The organism is Robertkochia sediminum (assembly GCF_016786255.1).
Classification (GTDB): Bacteria; Bacteroidota; Bacteroidia; order Flavobacteriales; family Flavobacteriaceae; genus Robertkochia; species Robertkochia sediminum.
In genome coordinates this window covers 123,710-148,251 of the sequence record NZ_JADMKT010000078.1, presented here as the reverse complement: position 1 = coordinate 148,251, position 24,542 = coordinate 123,710, and the positions used below count along the sequence as shown (strand labels likewise).

The following is a 24,542-nucleotide window of genomic DNA, read 5'->3' as shown; positions in this document are numbered from 1 at the left end:
TTATAAAATGCTAGGAAGTGCAGGAATTGGTGGCGTAATTTTTTGTTAAAATAAAAGTGATTTTAAAAGATCTAATTCGGAAAAATGCTCGTACATATAACAAAATCTAAATAATCATTATGAAAAAAATTTCAATTGCAGTTCTTGCTATCGCACTCATGAGTTCATGTGTTTCTAAAAAGAAATATGTTGCACTTCAGGAAGAGAACGGACAAATAAAAAGTGAGCTTGTTCAAACTACTGTAGAAAAAGAGGAACTCGAGGAAAAATTTGCTGAGATCGAAAGTCGTGTTGCTGCATACAACGACAAGATCAATTCACTTACTGAAGAGAACAATGCAAGACTCGTTAATGTAGACGATGTAGCGGTACTTTCTAATGATGCTAAGGCTGCTATGCTTGAAACCCTTAAAGAGGTTGATCCTGCTGTTCTGGCCGAAGCCAAAACCCTTAAAGATTCTATGAATATTGCACTTTCACACAAGCTTAAAAAGCACGTTAGTGAAAGTAATATGGACGAAGAAAGCAACATCTCTGTAAGCATTGACGAGACTGTAGTAATGATCTCTATTGCAGATGAGCTTTTATTCAACACTGCAAGCTTCAGAGTTAGCAACAAGGCTGACAACATTCTTAAGAAGATCGCAGATGTTGTAAATTCTGAGCCAAGCATCTCTGTAATGGTTGAAGGTCACACAGACGATCGTCCGGTAAGAACAGAGCAACTAAGAGGTAACTGGGACCTAAGTGTACTCAGAGCTGCTTCTGTAGTGAACAAGCTTCAGGATGAGTTCGGAATTGCTCCGGAAAAACTTATCGCATCAGGAAGAAGTAGCTACAAGCCAGTTGCAAGCAACGATACTAAAGAAGGTCGTGCACAAAACAGAAGAACAAGAATCGTTATTCTTCCAAATATCGATCAGTTCCTTGCTCTTATGCAAAACAACTAATTGTTGGTTGTAACATAAATGTTAACTGAAAAAGAGGGGATGACAAACATCCCCTCTTTTTTTTGCTATTTAGTTGACGGTTTCAGCTGTTTTATTGCGCTCTGCCCTGCTTTAGGCTTTAGGCTTTACGCTTTAGACATTACGCTTTAAGCTTTAAGCTGAATTCTTCACTCTTCACTCTTTACTACTACTCACTACTCCCTACTCACTACTCCCTACTCCCTACTCACTACTCACTACTCACTACTCCCTACTCACTACTCACTATACTTTACCCCATCATCCCATATTCTGCCTAAAGCTTTTACGCACGGTATGCAGGAGTTTATGTATTTCATGGGTGTCTATGCCCTTGATCTGAGAGATCTCATTCACCGACATCTTCCCAAAGACATAGAGGTCTAGAATATTGGAGGTTTTGTGGGGTAACCACGTATACACCTTATTAAACCTCAGTCGTTCCGATTTTTTAAGGTCTCTTTCAGGATCGGTCAGGTCCAGACTTTTGATCAGGTTCTTTTCGGCATCATCATAGAGAAATACCTGCTTATGTTCATCTTGCTGGTGATAGGAAATATCGTCAAGATCCTCGTTCATCATCAGATCGTCATCAGCATCCATCACGTAATTTTCTTCCAGAGATGCCAATTCTTTACTTAGGATTTCACTGGTACTCATGGTGTTTTTATGAAAGGATTCGTTCTCATACAGGTCATCCAATCTTTTATCGACCAGGGCGAACAAACGAAGTTTTAGCTTCATGTCATCTTCCAGGTCATCTGCCTCATCGTAAAGATCTACAATAGCATCATCGAGAAGTCCGTTGGCCTTATACATATTACGGGGAATTAAACCTGTGGCTTCAGCAACATATAATCGGTGTTTCAAATACGGATAGATATGGGGTGTAACCGAAAGAATTCGTTTGCCGAAATCTTCCGGTGCTTCGGAAGTCGGTTTATTCGTAGTCATAACTGGATTATTTAATGAACGAAGGTTTAGTATTTGCAATTTAATCATTTACAACGACTTAACCTTTGATTTAAAGCCTTTCGCCTTAAAAAAATGCATCCAAAAAACAGGGATAAAAACAAAGTTGAAGCAGAGGTTTTCACCCAAGGGAATAGCGGTACTCCCCTATTTTTCTTTGACGATGATCATGGTGGCCTTAACCCCTGTTGCCAGATTCCATTCTTTGACAGAGATCACATTCCCCTGGTCGTCAAAAACGGCCAGTGCAGCGGTGTTAGGACCCGAACTTCCCTGGTTGAGCGCCTGAAAATCGATCTTATTGAAACCCGGGACCAGGTCTACATATATACCTTTGTATGAAGCGTCCAGCAAAACATTGGGTTGTACGACCTTATCGTTCATAAAAATTCGCACCCGGTCTCCATCAACGTACTGGTGGTCCCTGCAAACGATCTTTACAAACTTCCCATTACTCTTGAAATCTCCCAGGAACTGATTGCTCGTAGCTCCGATCTGGTTCTCACCTTCCGGGGTTTTCACTTTTTTCTTATACCTCTCGCCGGGATCCATGAACTCCTCCCCGATCATAAAGTTCTTTTTTTCTTCGAGGTCGGAAAGCGAAGGGGTGTTCATGTTGTTCCTTCGCAACAAGTTAAGCGTATTGTTGTTATTGTTCTTTTTGGTGTTTATTCCTTCGATCTTGATCGGTGCACCCGGCAGGTCACCCTGGGCCATTGCAGGTACAAGACCGGCAAACAGGAATATAGCCGGTAAGAAGATATGCAGAAATAAACGCTTCATGTAGATGTGTACTTTTTCTGTTTACAGCGAAAATAATGCCAAAGCAGGAAAATAATCCTATGACATGCTGTTAAATTATTATCAAAGCTGCCACTAAGGTGCGCTATCCCCTTTTTCAAGCTGGCGCTGGATCTTTTTAATAGCCGATTCAATGGATTTTTCGGGTTCGATAACATTATAAGGTCCCCAGAAATCGGGATCTGAGAATCCGGAAGCTTCATCAGACAGGATCACCGTAGGGCGCAGACGTTCGCGATTTCGAATGCGCTTGTCGTCGTCATAGGCTTCCCAATCGGTAACCGCCATTTCACTGTTGAGGTAATACTTGGAATTAAAAAGTTTTCCCTTCTTATTCACTACAACGGCCAATTGCACATTGCTATATCCGTAATACCACAAACCATCTTTAATACGATAATCGACCCGGTAAGAGGCATTGGTAAAATACACTTCGGTTCGGGCTGGCCTTTTTTTAACGAGAAGCGCGCTCACCAGATCACGATTTTCCACGTTGAGATTGAATACTGCACTCACCAGCGCATAACTATTCATGTCGATGTAGAGTTTTCCATAATAAAGCGGATCTATAACGTTGGGGCTTTGTTCGAAGTTCACTACATAGACCAGCCTGTTATTGATCTCGGTAGGATTGTCAAAAGAAAACCGATACCCCCCTATCATATCATCCGTGAAGATATTTTCAGGGTACTTCATGATATCGAGATTCAAAGGCGTGTAAGGACCTCCCTGAAGCTTTACAGATACCGTATCCAATCGGTTGTAATTGGTGCTCTTTCGCGATTTGTACAAGGTAATGATATCGTTACGGGAATTGAGATTGGGCTGTTTGTATATATTCACCACAGCTTCCGACAGTGAAGCATCTCTCCTGCGCTTTTTGATGGTTTCCCTGTAAAAGGCGGTCATTTTAACCGGATCTTTTATGGCGACGTCTCCACGTTTCCTGATCATGGTCTTAACCAATTCCAACGCACTCTTGGGCGTGCTTACACTAACCTCCTCCAGGGCAATGGTTGCCGGGGTAAGATAGATAGTATTCCCGTTCCTGGTAAATCTGCTCAGGTTTACGGTTTTCGGCTTATATCCTAAAAAGGACACCACGAGATCGCTCTCTGCCATTTCCAGAGGCACCTTTAACGAAAAGTCGCCTTCTGCGTTGGTTATGGTGCTTATGTTGGAACCTTTTACTGTAAGGGTTGCGAATACCAGCGGTTCACCGGTGGTTTCTCCCAAAACCTTACCTTTAAACTCCTTGACAAGGGTCGAGTCCTGGACCATAGGTATATCGGCTGCCATGGCATGAGATTGCACAGATAGTGCGGTCATGACTACGAATAATAAGAGTGATCTTAAATGTATAGAAAGGGTTGTCATAGCTATAATTTTTTCTCCCCAAAAGATACGAATTTATCTCTTATTTTCAGAGGGATACGAAAAGCGACCGGCCTTACTCAAATTCTTTAGACAGCGTCTGCAGGATCAAAGTAAGGCCGGCCATGAAAACAACCAATCGGTTTTAATGAAAACCCGAAAAAACTACGTTTAAATGAAAGCTACGGCATACGTTAAAAGCTTCCAAAATATTTTCTAAATAGCACTATTGGGGTAAGCAGGTTAAGCTCTTTGATAAGACCAACAGGCAGGTACTTGTTTAAGATGTTGAAGATCAAGGGCAGTGACCTTCAAATACAATTTAAATATACCCTGTACATCTGTAAGAAAAAACTTTATGTTGTGAAGGTCAGGATTTTAGATGTCTAAATGTGAAATAGCATTGTTTCGACCTATAAGTCTGAACCTAAATCACTTAAAGCTAAACTTTAAGTGGAAGTCCGCTCCCCTTGTTTACAGTAGGATTGAATTATAGAGCTGTGAACTGATTTAATTCGAGTTCGACCATTTCCACAAATGCAGCCGGATCTACAGGTTTGGTCATGCACTCTGTAGCTCCTGCTTCAAATAAACGGGGATGAAGCCTGTTTTCTGAGTTATTGGTAAGCACAACAACAGGAAGGCTTTCACGGAAGCGATTACGGGCGATCTTTAAAAGATCAAAGGCGTGCAACCCCGGAAGTTCGAGTCCGCAAATGATCAGGTTAGGATGGTATTCTTTAAGGTAACGCATGGCGCCTTCTCCGTGGTGTACCATTTCTACACGAAAGCCTTTACGACGTAATCTGAACGCGAGAAGGGTGGCCTGCATTTTATCTTCTTCGGCAATGAGTATGAGTTTCTTGTCAGGCATAGATGCTCTTGAGTTGTTGCTGAATTTCAGCGTTTACCAATTTGTATTCTGTTTCAAAATCCTTAAGCAATCTTTCCAATACGATCAGGGTGTCTAATTGCTGACACTCGTGTTCGATAATATCCAGAAAGTCAAGCAGGCTCTGAGCATCGATCATCAACAAGCTGTTTCTCAACCTGTGGCTTACTCTTGAGAGTGAATACCGGTCTTTGGCCTTTAAATACACTCTGGCGGTAGTGAGAAACTCCTCAACGCGCTCATCGAGCAATTGCAATAACTCCTCCAGGTGCTGGCGGTCGTTCAGGCAATATTCAAATAGCTTTGAAATATTGGCAAGCTGATTTTTTTCTGTTGTGTTCGACATAAATCAATTCAGGTTTTTGGGGGCTATTCACAGCAGGTATCACAGCTCTAAGGCGAGCCTGTTTTACCTGCCAAGTAATCATACTTATAAAATAATGGCATAACCCATAGCCTTCAAAAATTATGTTGTGAACGTTTACTTTTTGTATGTGAAAGCTATTTAGCGGTATTTTCAGAGCAGCGGCCACACCAGACCATACAAAAATAGCGCCCTTATAAAGAGCGCTATTTTGCTGTAATTCGTTGTTTTTTAGTTGTTTTTACGGAGGTCATTCCCGGGGAAGTTCATCATCCCCTCACTCTGAGCGATCAGAGAAGAAACAGTGGCATCTCCCGTAACATTTACTACGGTACGACACATATCAAGGATACGGTCTACCGGAAGTATGATGGCGATCCAGGCCGGATTAAGCCCTACCGATTGCAGCACGATGATAAGCATAACCAAACCTGCACTTGGTACTGCTGCAGATCCTATCGACGCCAGGGTTGCTGTAAGTACAATGGTAAGCTGCTGACCAATGGTAAGATCGATCATATGTAACTGAGCCAGAAAAACTACAGCCACTGCCTGATAAAGACAGGTTCCATCCATATTTACTGTAGCTCCAATGGGGAGCACAAAGCTGGTGATCTTTTTGTCTACCCCCATATTATCCTCAACACATTCCATGGTCACAGGCAGGGTGGCTGCGCTACTTGAAGTAGAAAAAGCAAGGGTTTGAGCGGGACTTATCGCTTTAAAGAATCCGGTATACGAGACCCCTTTGATAAAGAGTTTTATGATGATCGGATAGATCACAAAGATCATGAGCATTAATCCAACAAATACCGCTAGTGAATACCAGCTAAGACCCTTAAAGATCTCTGTGATCTTACCAAGGTCGTCTCCGGCCATTTTGCTTACTACTCCGGCTAAAAGTGCGAATACGAAAAATGGTGCTGCTCGCATTACGAGGTCAACCATTTTAAGGAATACCTCCATGACCCCGTCTACAAACGACATTACGGGCTGCGCCTTATCCCTCGGAATGAACAATAAACTTATACCAAAGAACAAAGCGAAAAAGATCACCTGTAGCATGAGTCCGTTATCACCCAGAGAAATAAAAATGTTTTGTGGCACCATATCTACCAGGGGCTGAAGCGGTCCTGCTTCTTTCGCCTGGTTGGCGGTTTCCATTTTTTCCTTAACGGTTGCATCGGCCAGATCGGCTTTAGAAAGCTCGTAGATCTCCTGTGCCCGTTGAGAGAATTCAGGGTTCTTGAGGTAATTTACCCCGTCTTTGATCTCCAGGTTCTGAGAAGCGGCCCAGAGCTCGTAACTAATTCGGTTATCGATACGGCTTTGCTCATCGATAAGCTTCCCGGGTTTCATCAGGTTTACTAGGGTGAGTCCTACCGCTACAGACAGTAAGGTAGTGGCCAGGTAGGCTAACAGGGTCTTCCCTCCCATTCTACCGAGGCTTGAAGGGTCACCGATGTTGGCTACACCATTAATGATTGAAAATAATACAAGAGGAACGGCGATGAGCTTAAGAAGGTTGATAAAGATAGTCCCGAAAGGAGCTATCCAATTGATCGTAAATTCACTCCATTCGAATATTCCGGATAATACTGCCCAGACAATACCGAGAACGAGCCCGATAATGATCTGCCAGTGCAAAGCAAGTTTCTTCATTGAATACTTTAGGGTTATTTTTTATTACTTCGTTTAATAAGCATATGGTCGGCCAGAACCAATGCGGCCATGGCCTCAACAATAGGGACAGCACGTGGCACTACACAGGGGTCATGTCTTCCTTTACCCTGCATTTCGACAGCGTTTCCGTCTTTATCGATGGTGGTTTGTTTTTGCATGATGGTAGCCACGGGTTTGAAAGCTACCCTGAAATAGATATCCATCCCATTACTAATACCTCCTTGTATACCTCCCGAAAAATTGGTTTTTGTGGTTCCATCGGCATTATAGAGGTCGTTGTGCTGGCTTCCGCGCATGGCAGCACCATTAAAACCGCTACCGTATTCAAATCCTTTTACAGCGTTAATGGAGAGCATGGCCTTTCCCAGCTCGGCGTGTAATTTGTCAAAGGCCGGTTCTCCAAGCCCTGATGGTAATCCGCGTACCACACAGGTAACCACGCCACCTACGGTATCACCATCTTTGCGAACCTCGCGAATATAGGCTTCCATCTTTTCGGCCATCGTGGCGTCCGGACAACGAACAGCATTGGTTTCTGTAACCTCCAGATCAAGTTCCTGGTAGGGTGTTTTCATTTCGAGGGTACCTACAGCCGAAACGTAGGCCTTGATCTCAACCCCGTCCAGAAACTGGCGGGCTATAGCCCCTGCCACTACCCTGCTGGCCGTTTCCCTGGCCGAGCTTCTTCCACCACCGCGATAATCACGTATACCGTATTTATCGTCGTACACCTTATCGGCGTGAGACGGACGGTATTGGTCTTTGATATGGGAATAATCGCCGGAGCGCTGATTGGAATTCTCGATGACGAAACCAATGGGAGTTCCCGTTGTTTTACCTTCAAAAATACCTGATAAGATTCGAACCCGGTCCGGTTCTTTACGCTGTGTTACGATAGCCGATTGCCCGGGCTTTCTTCGGTCTAAATGCCATTGGATCTGGTCGAGATCAAGGTCGATCCCTGCCGGACATCCATCTACGACACCGCCCAGAGCCTCCCCGTGAGACTCACCGAAAGTGCTTATTTTAAAAAGATTTCCAAAGGTATTTCCTGCCATTCAGTTGGTTTTTAAACAAAAATAGACGTTAAACCCAATAATCAAAAATTTAAGCTGGTTATCGTAATTTAAACTTATTCACACCAATTTAATGCGGGGTTAACCAAAGTGTCACAAACCGTTAAACCTCAGTTAATTCGTTTTGAACTGCAGTTTTATTACTTGCATTCAAACCAATTTGATCTTGAAAAAGCGAAGAACAGAACTTGTCGTACTTTCGGATATCCACCTAGGGACCTATGGATGCCATGCAGGTGAATTACTATCCTACCTGAACAGCGTACAACCTGAAATCCTGGTGCTTAACGGGGATATCATTGATGTATGGCAATTCAGAAAACGCTATTTTCCGAAGGAACACTTACAGGTGATCAAGAAGATCCTGGATATGGCAGCCAAGGGCACCAAGGTGTATTATATCACTGGAAACCATGATGAGATGTTCAGAAAGTTCACCGATCTCCACATCGGTAATATTCATGTAGTGAATAAATTAGTGCTCGATCTCGACGGAAAAAAGGCCTGGATCTTTCACGGGGATGTTTTCGACGCCTCGATCCAACACGCCAAGTGGATCGCTAAACTCGGTGGTTGGGGGTACGAGCTGCTCATTCGAGTGAATACGCTCCTGAACGCAGCATTGCTGTTTATGGGGAAAGAGCGGTATTCCCTAAGCAAGAAGATCAAGAACAGCGTGAAGAAGGCCGTGAAATACATTGATGATTTCGAGCAGGTTGCAGCCGACCTTGCTATTGACAATGGCTATAAATACGTGGTTTGCGGTCACATACATCAACCCCAGATGATACGTAAGGTTAACGATAAAGGCACCTGTTTATACCTGAACTCGGGAGATTGGATAGAAAATCTCACCGCCCTGGAGTATTCGAGAAAACAATGGGAATTGTACCGATTCAAAAATGATAAGCTCAGTCCGTTCTTTGCAGATCAAAATCTCAAGGAGATGGATTACAAAGACCTTTTGGCTGCGATCACCATTACTCCCCGTCTCTAGGATTTCATTTGCAAGGCGTTACCCCTCTACACTTTGAGTGCCTCCCTAAGAACGCTTACAGGGTGTTTTGCAGTTCTTTTTGTTCCATCGTAGATCTGATGGCGGCAACTGTTCCCGTTCGCTGCAATGATCACCTCCGGTCCGCTTTTGCGTATGGCCGGAAATAACCGTTGTTCTCCTATTTTCATGCTCACCTCGTAATGCTCCTTCTCATATCCAAACGATCCTGCCATCCCGCAACAGCCGGAATTGATCATACTTACGGTGTAGTTTTGAGGGATGTTTAGCATATCAAAGGTCGAACGAATATCAGACAGTGCCTTTTGATGGCAATGTGCATGGTATTTTACGGTACGTTTTTCTGTAGTGAACATTTCGGCCTTGATCGCTCCCTTTCTTGACTCTCCGGCAAAGAACTCCTCTAGGGTAAAAGCCCTTTTGGCAATGCTCTGTACCAGATTCTTATCGGAGGCCATTCGCAAGAAATCGTCTCTGAATCCGAGAATAGCCGAAGGCTCTATACCAACGACCGGAAGTTCCGGTTCCCCTAGCTTTTCCAGAGTATCCAGAAGATTGTCGATGCATTTTTTTGCTTCAGGAAGAAAGCCTTTAGAGATGAAGGTTCTGCCGCTATCCCCGAACAAGAGTACCGGCTCGTATCCCAAAGCTATAAGCAAAGAAATCGCGTCTTTAGCAACATTGGAATCCAGATATTCACTGAACTCATCAATGTAAAGAATGAGTTTTTGGACGGTCTCCCTGCCCTTTAACTCGTTTAACCGATAGCGCTCCAGGTTACATTTTTTGATCTCCGGCAGGCGTCGTTGCGGGGCTATTCCTCCGAATCGTGTGATCAATCCGGCGGTTATTTTGTTGTTTATCAGCAACGGGGCATGAGCCGCCCATTTATTAAGCACGCCACTGTAAGCAAAGAGTTTATCCCGGAGGTTGCGGCCATTGGCTTTTTGGTATTGATGTAAAAACTCGGCCTTATATGCGGCCATGTCTATGTTTGAAGGACATTCGCTGGCGCAGGCCTTACAGCTCAGGCAGAGATCAAGCACCTCTTTTAAATCCTTGCTGTTAAAGCGATCGGTCTTTTCTTTATCACTGAGCACTTCTCTCAGCGCATTGGCCCTGGCTCGGGTAGTGTTCTTCTCTTCACGGGTAGCGTGATAGCTGGGGCACATGGCTCCGTTGCTTCGTTCTGTCTTGCGACAATCGCCACTTCCGTTGCACTTTTCTACCGCCTTAAGGAGTCCCTGTGAGTCTGAGAAATCCATAAAGGTATCTATAACGGGCTCTTTCCTGTCGGTTTCATACCGCAGGTGGGTATCCATGGCGACGGGATCTACGATCTTACCGGGATTGAACAGGTTCAAAGGATCAAACGCCCTCTTAACGCCACGAAGTAATTGGTAGTTATCCGTTCCAATAAACATGGTGATAAACTCCGAGCGAACCCTTCCCTCGCCGTGTTCCCCCGACATAGCGCCTCTGTATTTCTTTACCAAATGTGCTACTTCTGTGGTGATGGCGCGGAATTGTTTCACCCCTTCCCGCTTCTTTAAATTGAGAATGGGACGCAAATGAAGTTCTCCTGCTCCGGCATGAGCGTAGTATACAGCCTCCTGCCCATAAGATGCCATTAAGGCCTCAAATTCGTCAATATAATCACTGAGATCGTCTATGCTAACCGCAGTGTCTTCAATACAGGCCACCGCTTTTTTATCACCTACGATATTGCCCAGTAGTCCGAGACCGGCCTTTCTGAGCTCTAAGGCCTTGTTTATTTCTGCTCCCTTAAGTTCAGGGCAGGCATAAGCGTTGGTTGCATGATAAAGTGTATCGAGCAACCTCACCTTCTGAGCTTCCAGGTCGCTCTCGTTATCGCTGCAGAGCTCCAATAACAAGATAGCCTTGGGGTCGTCTTTAATAAAAAAGCGATTGGGTGCCTGGGATTTATTGTTCTTCGTACAGTCCAGGATCACCTTATCCATCATTTCACAGGCATAAAGGTCGTGCTCCATAAGTGGTTTTACGGCCTTACACGTATCGTGAATGCTGTTAAAATGAGCAGCGATCATGGTTCGCTGTTTAGGTGGTTGCAGGTCCAGCTGAAGGGTAATACTGGTGATCAGGCCAAGGGTGCCTTCACTTCCGGAGATCAATTTTGCGAGGTTAAATGTTTCTCCGTTGGGATCAAATGGCTTCATGCCACAGATCATATCAATGGCATACCCGGTATTTCTGCGATGAATGTCTGCCTTTGGATATCCTTCTGCTATCCGCTTGCGAACCTCAGGGTCCCGTAATTCGCGGTCAAAGAACCTGTAGATCTCACCCTCCTTATCATCCTGAGCCAGTTTGGCTGCATAGGCCGTTGGAGACAACGCACCAAAAGTCACTTCACTCCCATCACTCAGAACCATATCTACTTCGAGCACCTTATCGCGGGTAACGCCGTATTTTATAGATGTAGATCCTGAAGAGTTATTCGCCGTCATACCACCGATCATACAGCGGTTGGAGGTAGAGGTATTAGGGCCAAAGAACAAGCCGCTGGAGGCGATCTCAGCATTGAGTTCGTCCCTGATGATCCCTGGCTGTACCTTTATCTTGCGTTCTTCAGGGAGAAATTCGAGAATGCGATCGAAATACCTTGACAGATCGACCACGACCCCATTACCTACACACTGCCCTGCCAGGGAAGTCCCTGCGGCACGCGGAATAAGCGATGTGCCTTGCTCCTGAGCATAGGCCACCAGAGTTTTCAGGTCTTCGACAGTTTTTGGATAGGCTACCGCCTGAGGGATTTCCCTGTATACGGACGCATCTGTTGCATAGAGCATTCGGTGGAGGTCATCGGTATAAAATTCTCCTGAAAACGTATCTTTTATTGCTTTTTGGTGCAGAATTTCTTTCATCTATTTGGTGACCTGAGTAATTTCAATGTAAATTCGTCGTTAAAATAGGAAAACACAAAATCAATTATAATGAAAAAGTTACTTTTCTTTTTGGTGCTTTTTGGAGGAATGATCTCCTTCGCTCAGGCACAACGTATTTCTCCAAATGCCCTTGGATTAAGACTGGGCGACAGCGATGGTTTTGGTGCAGAGATCTCGTACCAGCGTGCACTTGGTGACGCTAACCGACTGGAAGTCGATCTTGGATGGAGAGACAGCAACAACTGGGATGCCTTTAAACTCACCGGACTCTACCAGTGGGTAATGCCACTTGATGGGAATTTTAACTGGTATGTTGGAGCCGGTGGTGGTCTGGGAAGTTATGACTACGATAACGGCTTTGATCTTGACCCTGATCTTGACGATAGTGGAACGTTTATTTTCGTAGCCGGTGATATCGGGATCGAATACAACTTTGACATCCCCTTATTATTGTCCTTAGATTTCCGTCCGGAACTAGGTTTCGGAGATTTCAACGATGACCTTGATTTTGATATCGCACTAGGGGTGCGCTATCAATTCTAATACATATTGCACACGATACCAAAAGTCCCGGTCCCAGGATCGGGGCTTTTTTTGTTAATTCGCTTTGCTGTGGAGCGCGATATGTTAAATTTGCAGAAACCCATAAATCAAATTTAAGATCTCATGAAAAAGATCCTTACAATTCTCGGTTTCGCCGCCCTTTTCGGGAGCTGTGCAGAAACCCCTGAAAACGCCTATAAAATAGACATTACTGCTGCCGGTGTAGCAGACAGCACCAGCATCTATATCCAGAAAGTAAATGCCGGTTCACAAGCCGAAATGCTAGATACCCTCATGGTTATTGGTGAAAAAGCCCACTACGAAGGTGTTGCTGCCAAGCCAGGCCTTCACGCCATGATCGTGGAGAACATCAGAGGAGGGTTCCCGTTCTTTATTGAGGCCGGTGATATCGATATTACCATATACAAAGATTCTGTAGCTAAATCGCTTGTAACCGGAACCCCGACCAACCAGGATGCAGTGACATTTACCGAAAACAGAAGCAACCTGGAAAAGCGTTTTATGTCTATCCAGGAACAAATGCGCGAGGCTACGAACAAAAGAGATACGGTAAGCATTAACGTGATGCGCGAGACCTATAACGAGCTTCGCGAAGATGCTCAGGAGATGAACTACAACTTTGTAAAGGAGAATCCTTCTTCTTTATTCTCTGCTGTATTGCTAGCCAATATGTTGCGTTCAAAATCGCAACCAATGGATACCATTGATGTATTGTTCAATGCGTTTGATGAAGAGGTGAAATCTTCAGATTTTGGAGTGTTCATTAATGAAACTCTGGAAACCGTGAATAAGGTAAAGATCGGCGCCAAGGCTCCTGAATTTTCTGCACCTACTCCTGAAGGTAAGGAACTTGCTTTGAAAGACGTCCTTGGAAAGGTGACCATCATAGATTTCTGGGCCGCCTGGTGTCAGCCTTGCCGCAAGGAGAATCCCAACATGGTAAAGCTTTACGAAGCCTACCACGACAAAGGGCTTAATATGATCGGAGTGTCTCTGGACCGCACCAAAGAAGACTGGTTGAAGGCCATTGAGGAAGACGGACTTCCATGGTACCAGATCTCACATCTTCAGGCAGGGAACGATCCTATTGCACGTATGTACAATGTAACCAGTATTCCCGCGACTTTCGTTCTGGATGAGAACGGGATGATCATTGCTAAAGGATTAAGAGGTGAAGCTCTTGAGGCTAAGATCGCCGAATTGCTGCCATAAGTAATTTCAGCCTGCAAATACCAAAGGCGTTCCTTTCCGGGAACGCCTTTTTTTTTCACTATTTCAGGTCCTGAACCAACCGGACCTTAGCGATGACCTCTATTTCGCCCATGGCAAAGGCTTCTCCTGCCCCACCACTGCTCTCGTCCATGGCCATACGGTAAACCGGCGCCGGATCATGAGCACCGAGCTCTTCGAGCTTCATGAAGTCTCCCGTTTTACGCCCCATGGCCGCTGCGTAACCTTTAACCTTTTTCATGGCGTTAGAAACTGCTTTGCTACGCGCCTGATCTTCGAAGGTTTCGCGATCGGAGTGTCCGAAAACAACCCTTTCGATCTGGTTCACCCCGGAAGCCAGTAAGGCTGCGGTAATTTCTTCGTATTGGGTTAGTTGATGAATACGCACCATAAGACTTTGGTTAGCGTAATAGGTTTCTTCCTTCTTCCTGTGATCGTAATTTTTATGCAGGTTGAGCCTTTTGGTTTGTACATCTTTTTTATCGATCCCCATGCTGTAGAGCATATCCAGGAGTTGCATCACGAGGCTGTCGTTCTCCTTTTTAACCAGGGCTACCTCCTGCCCTTCTGTTCTGATCCCGAAATATAGATCGGCACGATCCGGAACCACGCGCACGATCCCTTCTCCGGTTACGGTAATGGTCGAAACATCAGATCCCTGGGCCTGTAGTGTGATGAGGCTGAAAAAGCCCAATGCGAAAGCGATAAGAATTCTTTTCATAATAAAGGTGTTTTCACCTTCCTAAGCAATTCATATGCCAGAATTAGATCTTCCCGGTCTTTTCCATGATAAACAGGATCACAATGGGAATGGCCAGCAAAACCACCATGAGGGTTTCTTCGACCAGAAGGGAGGGCATGAATAAAAGGGTGGTGAGGTAACCTCCTATGGCGCCTCCAAAATGCGCCGTATGGCCGATATTCCCCAGGCGATTCTTCATTCCGTAGATCGAATAGAGCAAATACCCGATCCCGAAGATGTACGCCGGGATAGGAATCGGAATAAAGAACAGAAACAATTTCATATCCGGTCTCAGGAGAATGGCCGCGTAGAGGATCCCTGTAACTGCACCACTGGCTCCTACAGCACTGTAGTGGTATTCGTCCTTATGAAATATCATGGCGAGCAAACTCCCGGCTATCAGGGAAAGCATATAAATGAGTAAGAATTTCTCAGAGCCAAAATACCCGATCACAATAGGGGCAAAAAAATACAGGGTGATCATGTTGAATAAAAGGTGGGTGAAATCAACATGCAAAAACCCTGAGGTGATGGTTCTGATGTACTCTCCACGCTGTATGGCCCCGATATTGAATTTATAACGTTCAAAAAAACTAAAGTCATTGAACCCTTTTATAGAGGCGATAACATTGGCCGCAATGACCAGGAGCATACTTATATTCATTTTTCCTGATTGGTTTATGATCAAATATATAAATTTGCCCAAAACTATTCTGAATGCAATTACTGGTCTATTTGCTGTTATATCCATTGCTTTGGGTAATTTCCATACTTCCTTTTCGTTTGTTCTACCTGGTGTCGGATGCTGTTTGTTTTCTGGTATACAGGGTCATTGGGTATCGCAAGAAGGTGGTTCGGGGTAATCTCGAGCTGTCGTTCCCTGAAAAAAGCAAGGAGGAGCTGGATATCATAGAAGCACGTTTTTATACCCATATGGTAGACCTTTTCCTGGAGATGATCAAATCGATGACCATTTCCAAAGAAGAAATGCTGAAACGTTTTCAGTATACCAATATCGAACTCCTTCATAAATATGAGCAGGAAGGTAAAAGCATCATTTTGCTGGCCGGTCATTATGCCAGCTACGAATGGCTTATGTCTCTTGGGTATCTTATTCAACACGAAGGGCACGCCATTTATGCACCTTTATCTAATAAATACTTCGACCGCCTGGTAAGACGTATCCGTTCAAGGCATAATGCGTTTCTGGTGTCGCGTTACAGAGCCATTGAAACCATTCAATCGCATTTAAAGAACGGCACCCTGGCCATATATGGGTTTGCGAACGACCAGTCGCCTCAGCCGCATAAAGCACACTACTGGAGGCCCTTTATGGGGGTTACTGTACCGGTTTTTACCAACGCAGAACGACTGGCAAAGAACCTGGATATGACCGTAATGTATATTGGGGTTGAAAAGGTCAAGCGAGGCTATTATCGCGCAACGCTTAAATTATTGTCGGACGATCCGAAATCGGTTCCTGATTATAAGATCACCGATGAATATACTGAATTGCTGGAAGCGCAGATCAGAAAGGATCCCGCATATTATCTGTGGACCCATAACCGATTTAAGCATAAAGATAAGGCTCCGGCGGCATTGAAATAACACCACCGGAACCTTAGGTATGCTCTTTGTTAGTCCAGACCGGCGATCGCTTTGATCTCTCCGATCACCTTGTCGGCCACTTGATCGGCCATCTCCTGGTCAGGAGCTTCGGTATAGATACGGATAATGGGCTCGGTATTCGATTTTCTGAGGTGTACCCAATGGTCGGCAAAATCGATCTTTACTCCGTCAATGGTGGTCACCTTTTCATTGCTGTATTTCTCTTCCATAGCAACAAGCAGTTGGTCTACATCCAGCTCCGGTGTGAGTTCGATCTTCTTTTTGCTCATAAAGTATGAAGGATAACTTTTGCGAAGCTCGCTTACCTTCATCTTTTTCTCTGCCAGGTGGGTTAAAAATAAGGCCACTCCAACCAGCGCATCGCGACCATAGTGACTTTCCGGGTAAATGATACCTCCATTACCTTCGCCCCCGATCACGGCATTGTTCTTTTTCATGAGCTCGACCACGTTCACCTCTCCAACGGCAGAAGCCTCATAGCTACCTCCATGCGCTTCGGTAACATCGGCCAGTGCTCTCGATGATGACATGTTAGAGACCGTGTTGCCTTTTGTTTTACCTAATACGTAATCTGCACAAGCCACAAGGGTATATTCTTCTCCGAACATGGTACCGTCCTCGCTAATAAAGGCCAAACGATCTACATCAGGGTCAACGACCACACCGAGGTCGGCTTTCTCGGCAACGACCTTCTCCATGATGTCTCCAAGGTGTTCTTTTAGCGGTTCCGGATTGTGAGGGAAATGTCCGGTAGGCTCGCAGAACAGCTCCACTACGTCTACTCCCAACGCTTTCAGCAGGGCAGGAATAGCGATACCTCCTGTAGAGTTCACCCCATCTACCACGACCTTAAAGCCGGCAGCTTTTACCGCATCGGCGTCAACCAACTTAAGATCGAGAACCGATTGGATGTGTCGCTCTATATAATCGTTCACCGGGGTTATGGTTCCCAGGTCATCGACCTCTGCAAAGTCATAAGCACCTTTCTCGGCGATCTCGAGGATCTGCTTACCATCGTTACCACTCAGAAATTCTCCCTTTTCATTAAGCAATTTAAGGGCGTTCCATTGTTTCGGATTGTGACTGGCAGTAAGGATGATACCGCCGTGCGCCTTTTCTTTGGGCACAGCGATCTCTACCGTAGGCGTGGTCGAAAGTCCGAGATCGGTAACATCGATACCTAAACCTGTCAGGGTAGCACTTACCAGGTTTTGTATCATCGCACCAGAAAGTCTGGCGTCTCTGCCGATAACCACTTTAAGTCGATCTCCCGGGTTGTTCTCTCTTAACCAGCTACCATAAGCACCTGCAAATTTCACAGCATCCAGGGGGGTAAGGTTATCGCCCTGTTGCCCGCCAATGGTACCTCGTATTCCTGAAATTGATTTTATTAACGTCATGTCATTTCCATTTTGTTATTGCAAATATACAATTCCACAGCCCTTTTGTTTGGGCCTTATTCGTATTTTAGACCGATGAACTTTTTAGCGCACATCTACTTGTCTGGAAATAAGGACGCTGTTAAAGTGGGCAATTTTATGGCCGATAGTATCCGTGGCAAAAAATACCTGGACTATGCGCCTGACCTCCAAAAAGGGATCTTACTGCACCGCTTTATCGATTCGTATACCGATGCACATCCCGTGTTTCGTGCGAGCACCAAGCGCTTACACGCGAACTACAGTCATTACAGTGGGGTGATCGTAGATATCTATTACGATCATTTTCTGGCCAGCAACTGGCAAGATTACTGCGAAACTCCCCTACTGGAATACACCGTTGATTTTTACGAAACCCTCGGGCAATTTTACGCGGTACTGCCCTTAAATGTAAAGAAGTTCATGCCCTATCTCATTGCCGATAACTGGTTGTACACCTATGCAGAGATCGATGGGGTGGCCAGGGTGTTGGACGGTATGAACAGAAGAACCGGCAAGCGTTCTGGTATGCATCGCGCTGTAGAAGACCTGGAAGCACATTACGACGCCTTTGAAGGGGAATTCAAAGTGTTCTTTGAAGACCTTAAAAAGGCAGCCAACGATAAACTCATACAACTGGAAAATTAAATTTTATGAAGAAAAACCTACTCCCTCTATTACTCATCTTCTTGCTTATTCTACAAGGTTGCAATACCTTACAGCGTTCGGCTGCACCTTATACCGCCGAGCATGCCATGGTGGTTAGCGCCCGTCCGGAAGCATCGGCCCTGGCCCTGGAAACCATCCGGAATGGAGGTAATGCCTTCGATGCCATGGTGGTTACCCATCTCACCCTTGCTGTGGCTTATCCTTTTGCAGGAAACCTCGGCGGTGGTGGCTTTGTGGTCTACAGAATGGCCGATGGCGAAAAAGGGAGTCTTGATTTTCGTGAAAAAGCGCCTGCTGCTGCTCACAGAGATATGTACCTGGATGCCGAAGGGAATGTGATCCCGGGTAAAAGTACACTGGGCGCCACTGCCGCAGGTGTTCCCGGTAGTTTAAAAGGGCTCTCAGAAGCGCATGCCCGCTTTGGGAAATTGCCCTTTCATGAATTGCTGGATCCGGCTATAGCCCTCGCCGAAAACGGGGTGATCATTACTGAAAAACAAGCCAGCACCCTGAATCGTTACCGCGATCTTATTGTAGAGGTTAATGGAGAAGAAACCCTGTTCGCCCAAAATTTAAAGGCAGGAGACACCCTCCGGCAACCTGCACTTGCCAACACTTTAAAAACGATAAAAAAGGAAGGCGTAGATGCCTTTTATAACGGAAGTATTGCCGCTACCCTGGCCGATTTCATACAAGAACAAGGCGGATATATAACTCGGGAAGACCTTAAGAATTATGACGTCGCCTGGAGAGAAGCTGTCTTTTTCAGCTATCGCGACCTGGAAGTGATCTCCATGGCGCCACCCAGCAGTGGTGGGATCACCCTGGCGCAGATCATGAAAATGGTTGAACCCTTTTCTATCAGGGAGTTTAAACACCATTCCCCTGAGATGGTTCAACTATTGGTTGAAGCGGAAAAAAGAGCTTTTGCCGATCGTAATCACTACCTTGGTGACCCTGATTTTGTGACCATCCCGGACGATATCTTATTAAGTGAGGCCTATCTTAAAGACCGTATGGCTTCCTTTGAATTTGGAACCCCTACCCCTTCCACAGAAATAGCCAGAGGAGAAATTAATTTTGCTGAAAGTATGGAAACCACCCATTATTCCATCGTCGATGACCAGGGGAATGCCGTGTCGGTGACCACCACCCTGAATGGGGCCTACGGATCAAAACTCTTCTGTGATGAGCTTGGATTCTTCCTGAATAATGAAATGGACGATTTTAGTGCTAAACCCGGTGTGCCGAATATGTTCGGTCTTACCGGTGCAGAGGCCAACAGTATTGCCCCTGGAAAACGCATGCTTAGCAGTATGACCCCAACCATAGTCGAAAAAGACGGTAAATTGGCCATGGTTATAGGAACGCCCGGAGGGTCTACTATTATCACTTCGGTGTTGCAAACTATACTCAATGTTTACGATTTTGATATGAACATGCAGGAGGCCGTAGATGCCGGACGCTTTCACCATCAATGGAAACCCGATGTTATCCGTATGGAGCCCGGATTGTTCCCCAGGTCCCTGATCAGAAAACTGGAGCGCATGGGCTATACCATCAACCAGGAAGATAATCGCATCATTGGGAAGGTCGATGCCATTCTGGTTCGTGAAGACGGAACACTGGAAGCCGGAGCCGATAAACGTGGTGATGATGCAGCAAAAGGTTATTAACTTAGTAGCATGAAAAAGATCATAAAACGCATACTTGTATTTCTGTTATTTGTGCTGTTGCTCGGAGGGGTAGCCTATTTTGTTTACAACGAACCCCTGCCGCAGGGTGAAAAAGGGCCTGCAGCAGAGGCACTGGCTAATAAGATGCTCAAGGCGGTAAATGCGGTGAACTACAACAAAACCCGCTTCATGGAATGGGATTTTAACGGCATACATCGCTATAAATGGGATCGCCAAAAACAAATAGCCGAAGTGTTCTGGGACGAAAACCGCGTCGTGCTCAACCTTAACGATTACGCTAAGAGCCAGGTTTACAGGAACGGCGTTCGCATTCACGATGAAGAAAATCACGCTATCATCGCAGATGCTGTAGATTACTTTAACAATGATTCTTTCTGGCTGGTAGCACCGTTCAAGGTATTTGATAAAGGTGTAGAAAGACGCCTGGTGAAAACCGAAGAATACGGCGATGCCTTACTGGTTACCTATACTTCCGGAGGCTCTACGCCCGGCGATTCCTACCTGTGGCTTTTAGACGATAAAGGTTTTCCTGTAGCGTTTAAAATGTGGGTGCGCATCATTCCTGTCGGAGGCGTAAAAGCAGGGTGGAAACAATGGAAGGTCACCGAAACCGCCACTTACCTCCCTACCGGCCACAAACTCCTTTTCTTTAATTTGAAGCTCAATGATGTTCGCGCCTATGGAACCATTGAATAGATCGAACAATACCCTGGTCGATGTGGTGGTGCTTACCGACCACCGTTATGTGGCCCCGGAACAGACCAATGATTACATTAACAACGTACTCCATGAAGATGCTATCGTGGTAAAGGCGTTGAAACAACGGGGACTGCGTGTGGAGCGCAGATCGTGGGATGACGACCAATTTAAATGGGAAAATGCAGGGGTTTTGCTCTTCCGTACCACCTGGGATTATTTTGACCGGTTTGCCGAGTTTGCCCCTTGGTTGAAGAAAGTGTCGGAAAGCTGCATCCTTGTAAATCCGCCGGAAGTACTGCACTGGAACATCGATAAACACTACTTGAACGACCTGAAGTCTGGCGGCATCAATATTCCTCCTACCGTGATCATTGAAAAGGTTGACGCATGTGACCTGAAAGCGCTCCTTAAAGACAAAAAATGGTCTGAAGCAGTGGTTAAACCCTGTGTTTCGGGAGCCGGAAGACATACGTACAAGATCTCGGAAAGCCACACTGAAAGCACCCAGCAAGTCATGGATGAACTCTTGACCCGGGAAGCAATGATGGTTCAGGAGTTTCAGAGAAACATCGTAGATCGGGGAGAGCTATCGCTTATGATCATTGACGGCATTTACACGCATGCGGTACTCAAGAAGGCCCGGGAAGGCGAGTTCAGGGTACAGGACGATTTTGGTGGTAGCGTTCATCCCTATGAACCTACAAACGAGGAGATCAGGTTTGCCAAAGATTGTGTTAAGGCCTCAGGTTTTGACCTTGCCTATGCCAGGGTGGATATCTTCAGGGACAACAAAGGGCAGTTATGCCTTGCGGAGCTGGAACTCATCGAACCGGAATTATGGTTCCGGTTTCATCCGGAAGCAGCAGAGGTTCTGGCAGCGGGTATCACCCGAAAATACTTTTCTGAAGGATGAACTGCCGGAGTTCGGACTTCTAAATTAACGATCAAATATGTAACTTCGCATCTTTGCTCTCTATATGACCGATTTTGAAGAAAATATTGAAGTTAAAGGCGCCAGGGTTCACAACCTCAAGAATATAGACGTTACCATACCTCGTGAAAAGCTGGTGGTGATCACCGGATTGTCGGGAAGTGGGAAATCGTCTTTGGCCTTTGATACCATATATGCCGAAGGACAGCGCAGGTATATCGAAACCTTTAGTGCCTATGCCAGGCAGTTTCTTGGCGGACTGGAGCGTCCGGATGTCGACAAGATCGACGGACTCTCTCCTGTGATCGCCATTGAGCAGAAGACCACCTCCAGGTCTCCGCGATCTACCGTGGGTACCATTACAGAGATCTACGATTTTCTACGTCTTTTATTCGCAAGGGCTGCAGACGCCTACTCCTACAATACAGGAGAGAAGATGGTGAGCTATAGCGATACGCAGATCTGCGATCTCATTCTAAAGGATTTTGCAGGCAAGCGCATCAATATCCTCGCTCCCGTGATCAAAAGCCGTAAAGGACACTACCGTGAGCTTTTCGAGCAGATATCCAAGCAAGGATTTGTAAAAGTGCGGGTAGATGGCGAGGTTCGGGATCTCGAGAAAGGCATGAAGGTAGACCGCTATAAGACCCACGACATTGAGATCGTCATTGATCGTTTAGCGGTAGACGCCGACTCTGCCGAGGCTTCCAAGCGCGTCATGGAGACCATCAATACAGCTATGTATCACGGAGATGATGTACTCATGGTCATGGACCACGATACAGGAGCTACACGGTATTTTAGTCGAAATCTTATGTGCCCCACCAGTGGTATTTCTTATCCCAATCCGGAGCCGAATACCTTCTCATTTAACTCTCCAAAGGGGATGTGCCCTACCTGTAGCGGATTGGGGGTCGTACACGAGGTGAATAGGAATAAGGTGATCCCGGACCCTGCTGTGAGTATAAAGAACGGGGGGATCGCCCCTCTGGGGAATTACAAACGCTCGTGGATCTTCAAGCAGATCGAGACCATTGCACAGCGGTTTAGTTTTGAACTAACCACTCCCCTTTCTGAAGTTCCTGAAGAGGCTATAACCATGATCCTGGAAGGCGGAAATGAAAAATTTTCTGTTTCGTCAAAGACGTTGGGAGTTACCAGAGATTATAAAATAGATTTCGAAGGGATCGAACGCTTTATCAAGAGCCAGTATGAAGATAGTGGCTCAGCCTCTATAAAACGCTGGGCCAAAGAGTATATGGACCAGATCGAGTGTCCGGAATGCGAAGGTTCGCGCCTTCGCAAAGAATCGCTCTACTTTAAGGTGGGCGAAAAGAATATCGCCGAACTATCCCATCTGGATATTGCCGATCTTAAGGCGTTCTTTGATGAACTTCCGGAAGTGCTGAGTAAGAAACAGATGACCATTGCGGGAGAGATCCTCAAAGAGATCAATGCCCGTATCCGGTTCTTGCTGGACGTAGGGTTGGATTATCTTTCTCTGCACCGCAGTTCCAAGTCCCTTTCTGGAGGAGAAGCGCAGCGCATCAGGCTTGCCACACAGATCGGGTCACAGCTCGTAGGCGTATTGTACATTCTCGACGAGCCCAGTATCGGATTGCATCAACGCGATAATGACCGTTTGATCAATTCGCTGGAATCATTAAGAGATATCGGCAATTCTGTGATCGTTGTAGAACACGATAAAGATATGATCGTAAGGGCCGATCACGTTATCGATATTGGCCCTAAGGCCGGGCGCCATGGAGGCGAGATCATCTCACAAGGCGCACCCGACGAGATCCTCGATGACCCTACCCTTACGGCGAGCTATATCAAAGGAACCAAACAGATCGAAGTACCTGAAAAACGCCGCGAAGGAAACGGAAAAACGATCACCCTAAAGGGCTGTACGGGAAACAACCTGAAATCGGTGAATGTGAGCTTTCCTTTAGGAAAAATGATCGCGGTAACCGGCGTGTCGGGAAGCGGAAAATCGACCCTCATAAATGAAACGCTCTATCCTATTCTGAACGCACACTTTTTTAATGCGGTTAAAAAGCCTATGCCGTATAAAAAGATCGTGGGAATAGATCATGTGGATAAGGTGATCGACATCAATCAAAGCCCGATCGGGAGAACACCGAGATCGAATCCGGCCACCTATACCGGGGTCTTTAGTGAGATTAGATCGCTCTTTGCCCAAACACCGGAGGCCTCAATAAGAGGCTATAAACCCGGAAGATTTAGTTTTAACGTAAAAGGCGGACGCTGTGAGACTTGCCAGGGAGGTGGTGTCAAAGTGATCGAAATGAACTTTTTACCCGATGTCACCGTAGAATGTGAAACCTGCCAGGGAAAACGATTCAATCGGGAAACCCTGGAGATCAGGTATAAGGGGAAGTCTATTGCCGATGTATTGGATATGACCATGAACGAGGCCGTCGATTTTTTTTCCAACATACCCAAGATCCACAGAAAACTGAAGACCATTCAGGATGTGGGATTAGGTTATATTACCTTGGGACAGCAGTCTACCACCCTTTCAGGTGGTGAAGCACAACGGGTAAAACTAGCCTCCGAACTGTCGAAAAAAGATACCGGAAACACCTTTTATATTCTCGATGAGCCTACCACAGGGCTGCATTTTGAAGACATCAATGTCTTGATGAACGTGCTGAACAAGCTCACCGACAAAGGGAATACCGTACTCATTATAGAACACAATATGGATGTGATAAAAATGGCCGATCACATTATCGATATCGGTTACGAAGGTGGTAAAGGCGGCGGTAAGGTCGTTGCCACAGGATCACCGGAAGAGATCGTAAAGAACAAGAAAAGCTATACGGCCAAATACCTTAAAAAAGAACTTTAAACAGAAGCGT

General features: G+C 45.7%; 21 protein-coding genes. 10 read left to right on the top strand and 11 right to left on the bottom strand.

Annotated elements, in window-relative coordinates; all coding sequences use genetic code 11:
• The first annotated feature begins 119 nt into the window (after positions 1–119).
• Positions 120–950 (top strand): OmpA/MotB family protein, encoded by an 831-nt coding sequence (locus IS446_RS11940; RefSeq protein ID WP_203060979.1) that lies wholly within the window; start codon positions 120–122, stop codon positions 948–950.
• A gap of 279 nt (positions 951–1,229) precedes the next feature.
• Here the strand turns inward: IS446_RS11940 and IS446_RS11935 are convergent, their stop codons facing one another.
• The 7 genes from IS446_RS11935 to aroC form a co-directional block, all read right to left on the bottom strand.
• Entirely contained in the window at positions 1,230–1,922 is a 693-nt protein-coding gene (locus tag IS446_RS11935) for a hypothetical protein (protein WP_203060978.1), read from the bottom strand.
• 165 nt (positions 1,923–2,087) lie between these two features.
• Positions 2,088–2,723: a hypothetical protein gene (locus IS446_RS11930; protein WP_203060977.1), complete on the bottom strand. Its 636-nt coding sequence runs from the start codon at positions 2,721–2,723 to the stop codon at positions 2,088–2,090.
• A gap of 93 nt (positions 2,724–2,816) precedes the next feature.
• Positions 2,817–4,118 (bottom strand): carboxypeptidase-like regulatory domain-containing protein, encoded by a 1,302-nt coding sequence (locus IS446_RS11925; RefSeq protein ID WP_203060976.1) that lies wholly within the window; start codon positions 4,116–4,118, stop codon positions 2,817–2,819.
• A gap of 487 nt (positions 4,119–4,605) precedes the next feature.
• Positions 4,606–4,989 carry a response regulator gene (locus IS446_RS11920; protein WP_203060975.1) on the bottom strand — a complete coding sequence of 128 codons (384 nt, stop codon included), beginning with the start codon at positions 4,987–4,989 and terminating at the stop codon, positions 4,606–4,608.
• On the bottom strand, positions 4,982–5,353 hold the full coding sequence (locus IS446_RS11915; RefSeq protein WP_203060974.1) for a hypothetical protein: 372 nt from the start codon (positions 5,351–5,353) through the stop codon (positions 4,982–4,984). The genes IS446_RS11920 and IS446_RS11915 overlap by 8 nt, the downstream gene beginning before the upstream one ends.
• Positions 5,354–5,602: 249 nt before the next feature.
• Positions 5,603–7,033: a dicarboxylate/amino acid:cation symporter gene (locus IS446_RS11910; RefSeq protein ID WP_203060973.1), complete on the bottom strand. Its 1,431-nt coding sequence runs from the start codon at positions 7,031–7,033 to the stop codon at positions 5,603–5,605.
• A gap of 14 nt (positions 7,034–7,047) precedes the next feature.
• A complete protein-coding gene (gene aroC, locus IS446_RS11905) occupies positions 7,048–8,112 on the bottom strand; it encodes a chorismate synthase (protein ID WP_203060972.1) in 1,065 nt (354 codons plus the stop codon).
• A 184-nt stretch (positions 8,113–8,296) separates the two neighbouring features.
• Here aroC and IS446_RS11900 point away from each other — a divergent pair, with 184 nt between their 5' ends.
• On the top strand, positions 8,297–9,127 hold the full coding sequence (locus IS446_RS11900; protein ID WP_203060971.1) for a UDP-2,3-diacylglucosamine diphosphatase: 831 nt from the start codon (positions 8,297–8,299) through the stop codon (positions 9,125–9,127).
• Between the two features lie 26 nt (positions 9,128–9,153).
• Here IS446_RS11900 and IS446_RS11895 read toward each other — a convergent pair whose 3' ends face one another.
• Positions 9,154–12,054 (bottom strand): FAD-binding and (Fe-S)-binding domain-containing protein, encoded by a 2,901-nt coding sequence (locus IS446_RS11895; RefSeq protein WP_203060970.1) that lies wholly within the window; start codon positions 12,052–12,054, stop codon positions 9,154–9,156.
• A gap of 69 nt (positions 12,055–12,123) precedes the next feature.
• Between IS446_RS11895 and IS446_RS11890 the strand changes: the two genes are divergently transcribed.
• Positions 12,124–12,618, top strand: a complete 495-nt coding sequence (locus tag IS446_RS11890) for a hypothetical protein (RefSeq protein ID WP_203060969.1) — start codon at positions 12,124–12,126, stop codon at positions 12,616–12,618.
• A 123-nt stretch (positions 12,619–12,741) separates the two neighbouring features.
• Positions 12,742–13,851, top strand: coding sequence for a redoxin domain-containing protein (locus IS446_RS11885; RefSeq protein ID WP_203060968.1), 1,110 nt, complete (start codon positions 12,742–12,744; stop codon positions 13,849–13,851).
• Between the two features lie 58 nt (positions 13,852–13,909).
• On the opposite strand, the gene IS446_RS11880 is transcribed toward IS446_RS11885, so the two are convergent.
• Positions 13,910–14,590, bottom strand: coding sequence for an SIMPL domain-containing protein (locus IS446_RS11880; RefSeq protein ID WP_203060967.1), 681 nt, complete (start codon positions 14,588–14,590; stop codon positions 13,910–13,912).
• Between the two features lie 43 nt (positions 14,591–14,633).
• Positions 14,634–15,275 (bottom strand): rhomboid family intramembrane serine protease, encoded by a 642-nt coding sequence (locus IS446_RS11875; protein ID WP_203060966.1) that lies wholly within the window; start codon positions 15,273–15,275, stop codon positions 14,634–14,636.
• A 53-nt stretch (positions 15,276–15,328) separates the two neighbouring features.
• Here IS446_RS11875 and IS446_RS11870 point away from each other — a divergent pair, with 53 nt between their 5' ends.
• Entirely contained in the window at positions 15,329–16,219 is an 891-nt protein-coding gene (locus tag IS446_RS11870; protein ID WP_203060965.1) for a lysophospholipid acyltransferase family protein, read from the top strand.
• 29 nt (positions 16,220–16,248) lie between these two features.
• Here IS446_RS11870 and glmM read toward each other — a convergent pair whose 3' ends face one another.
• Positions 16,249–17,640 (bottom strand): phosphoglucosamine mutase, encoded by a 1,392-nt coding sequence (glmM, locus tag IS446_RS11865; protein WP_203060964.1) that lies wholly within the window; start codon positions 17,638–17,640, stop codon positions 16,249–16,251.
• A 75-nt stretch (positions 17,641–17,715) separates the two neighbouring features.
• Here glmM and IS446_RS11860 point away from each other — a divergent pair, with 75 nt between their 5' ends.
• The 5 genes from IS446_RS11860 (at position 17,716) to uvrA (ending at position 24,532) form a co-directional block, all read left to right on the top strand.
• On the top strand, positions 17,716–18,306 hold the full coding sequence (locus IS446_RS11860; protein WP_203060963.1) for an acyl carrier protein phosphodiesterase: 591 nt from the start codon (positions 17,716–17,718) through the stop codon (positions 18,304–18,306).
• Between the two features lie 5 nt (positions 18,307–18,311).
• Positions 18,312–20,003: a gamma-glutamyltransferase gene (gene ggt / locus IS446_RS11855; protein ID WP_203060962.1), complete on the top strand. Its 1,692-nt coding sequence runs from the start codon at positions 18,312–18,314 to the stop codon at positions 20,001–20,003.
• Between the two features lie 9 nt (positions 20,004–20,012).
• Positions 20,013–20,720: a hypothetical protein gene (locus IS446_RS11850; RefSeq protein WP_203060961.1), complete on the top strand. Its 708-nt coding sequence runs from the start codon at positions 20,013–20,015 to the stop codon at positions 20,718–20,720.
• Positions 20,704–21,636: an ATP-grasp domain-containing protein gene (locus IS446_RS11845; protein ID WP_203060960.1), complete on the top strand. Its 933-nt coding sequence runs from the start codon at positions 20,704–20,706 to the stop codon at positions 21,634–21,636. Before IS446_RS11850 ends, IS446_RS11845 begins: the two co-directional genes overlap by 17 nt.
• 64 nt (positions 21,637–21,700) lie before the next feature.
• A complete protein-coding gene (gene uvrA, locus IS446_RS11840) occupies positions 21,701–24,532 on the top strand; it encodes an excinuclease ABC subunit UvrA (RefSeq protein WP_203060959.1) in 2,832 nt (943 codons plus the stop codon).
• The last annotated feature ends 10 nt before the right edge of the window (positions 24,533–24,542 follow it).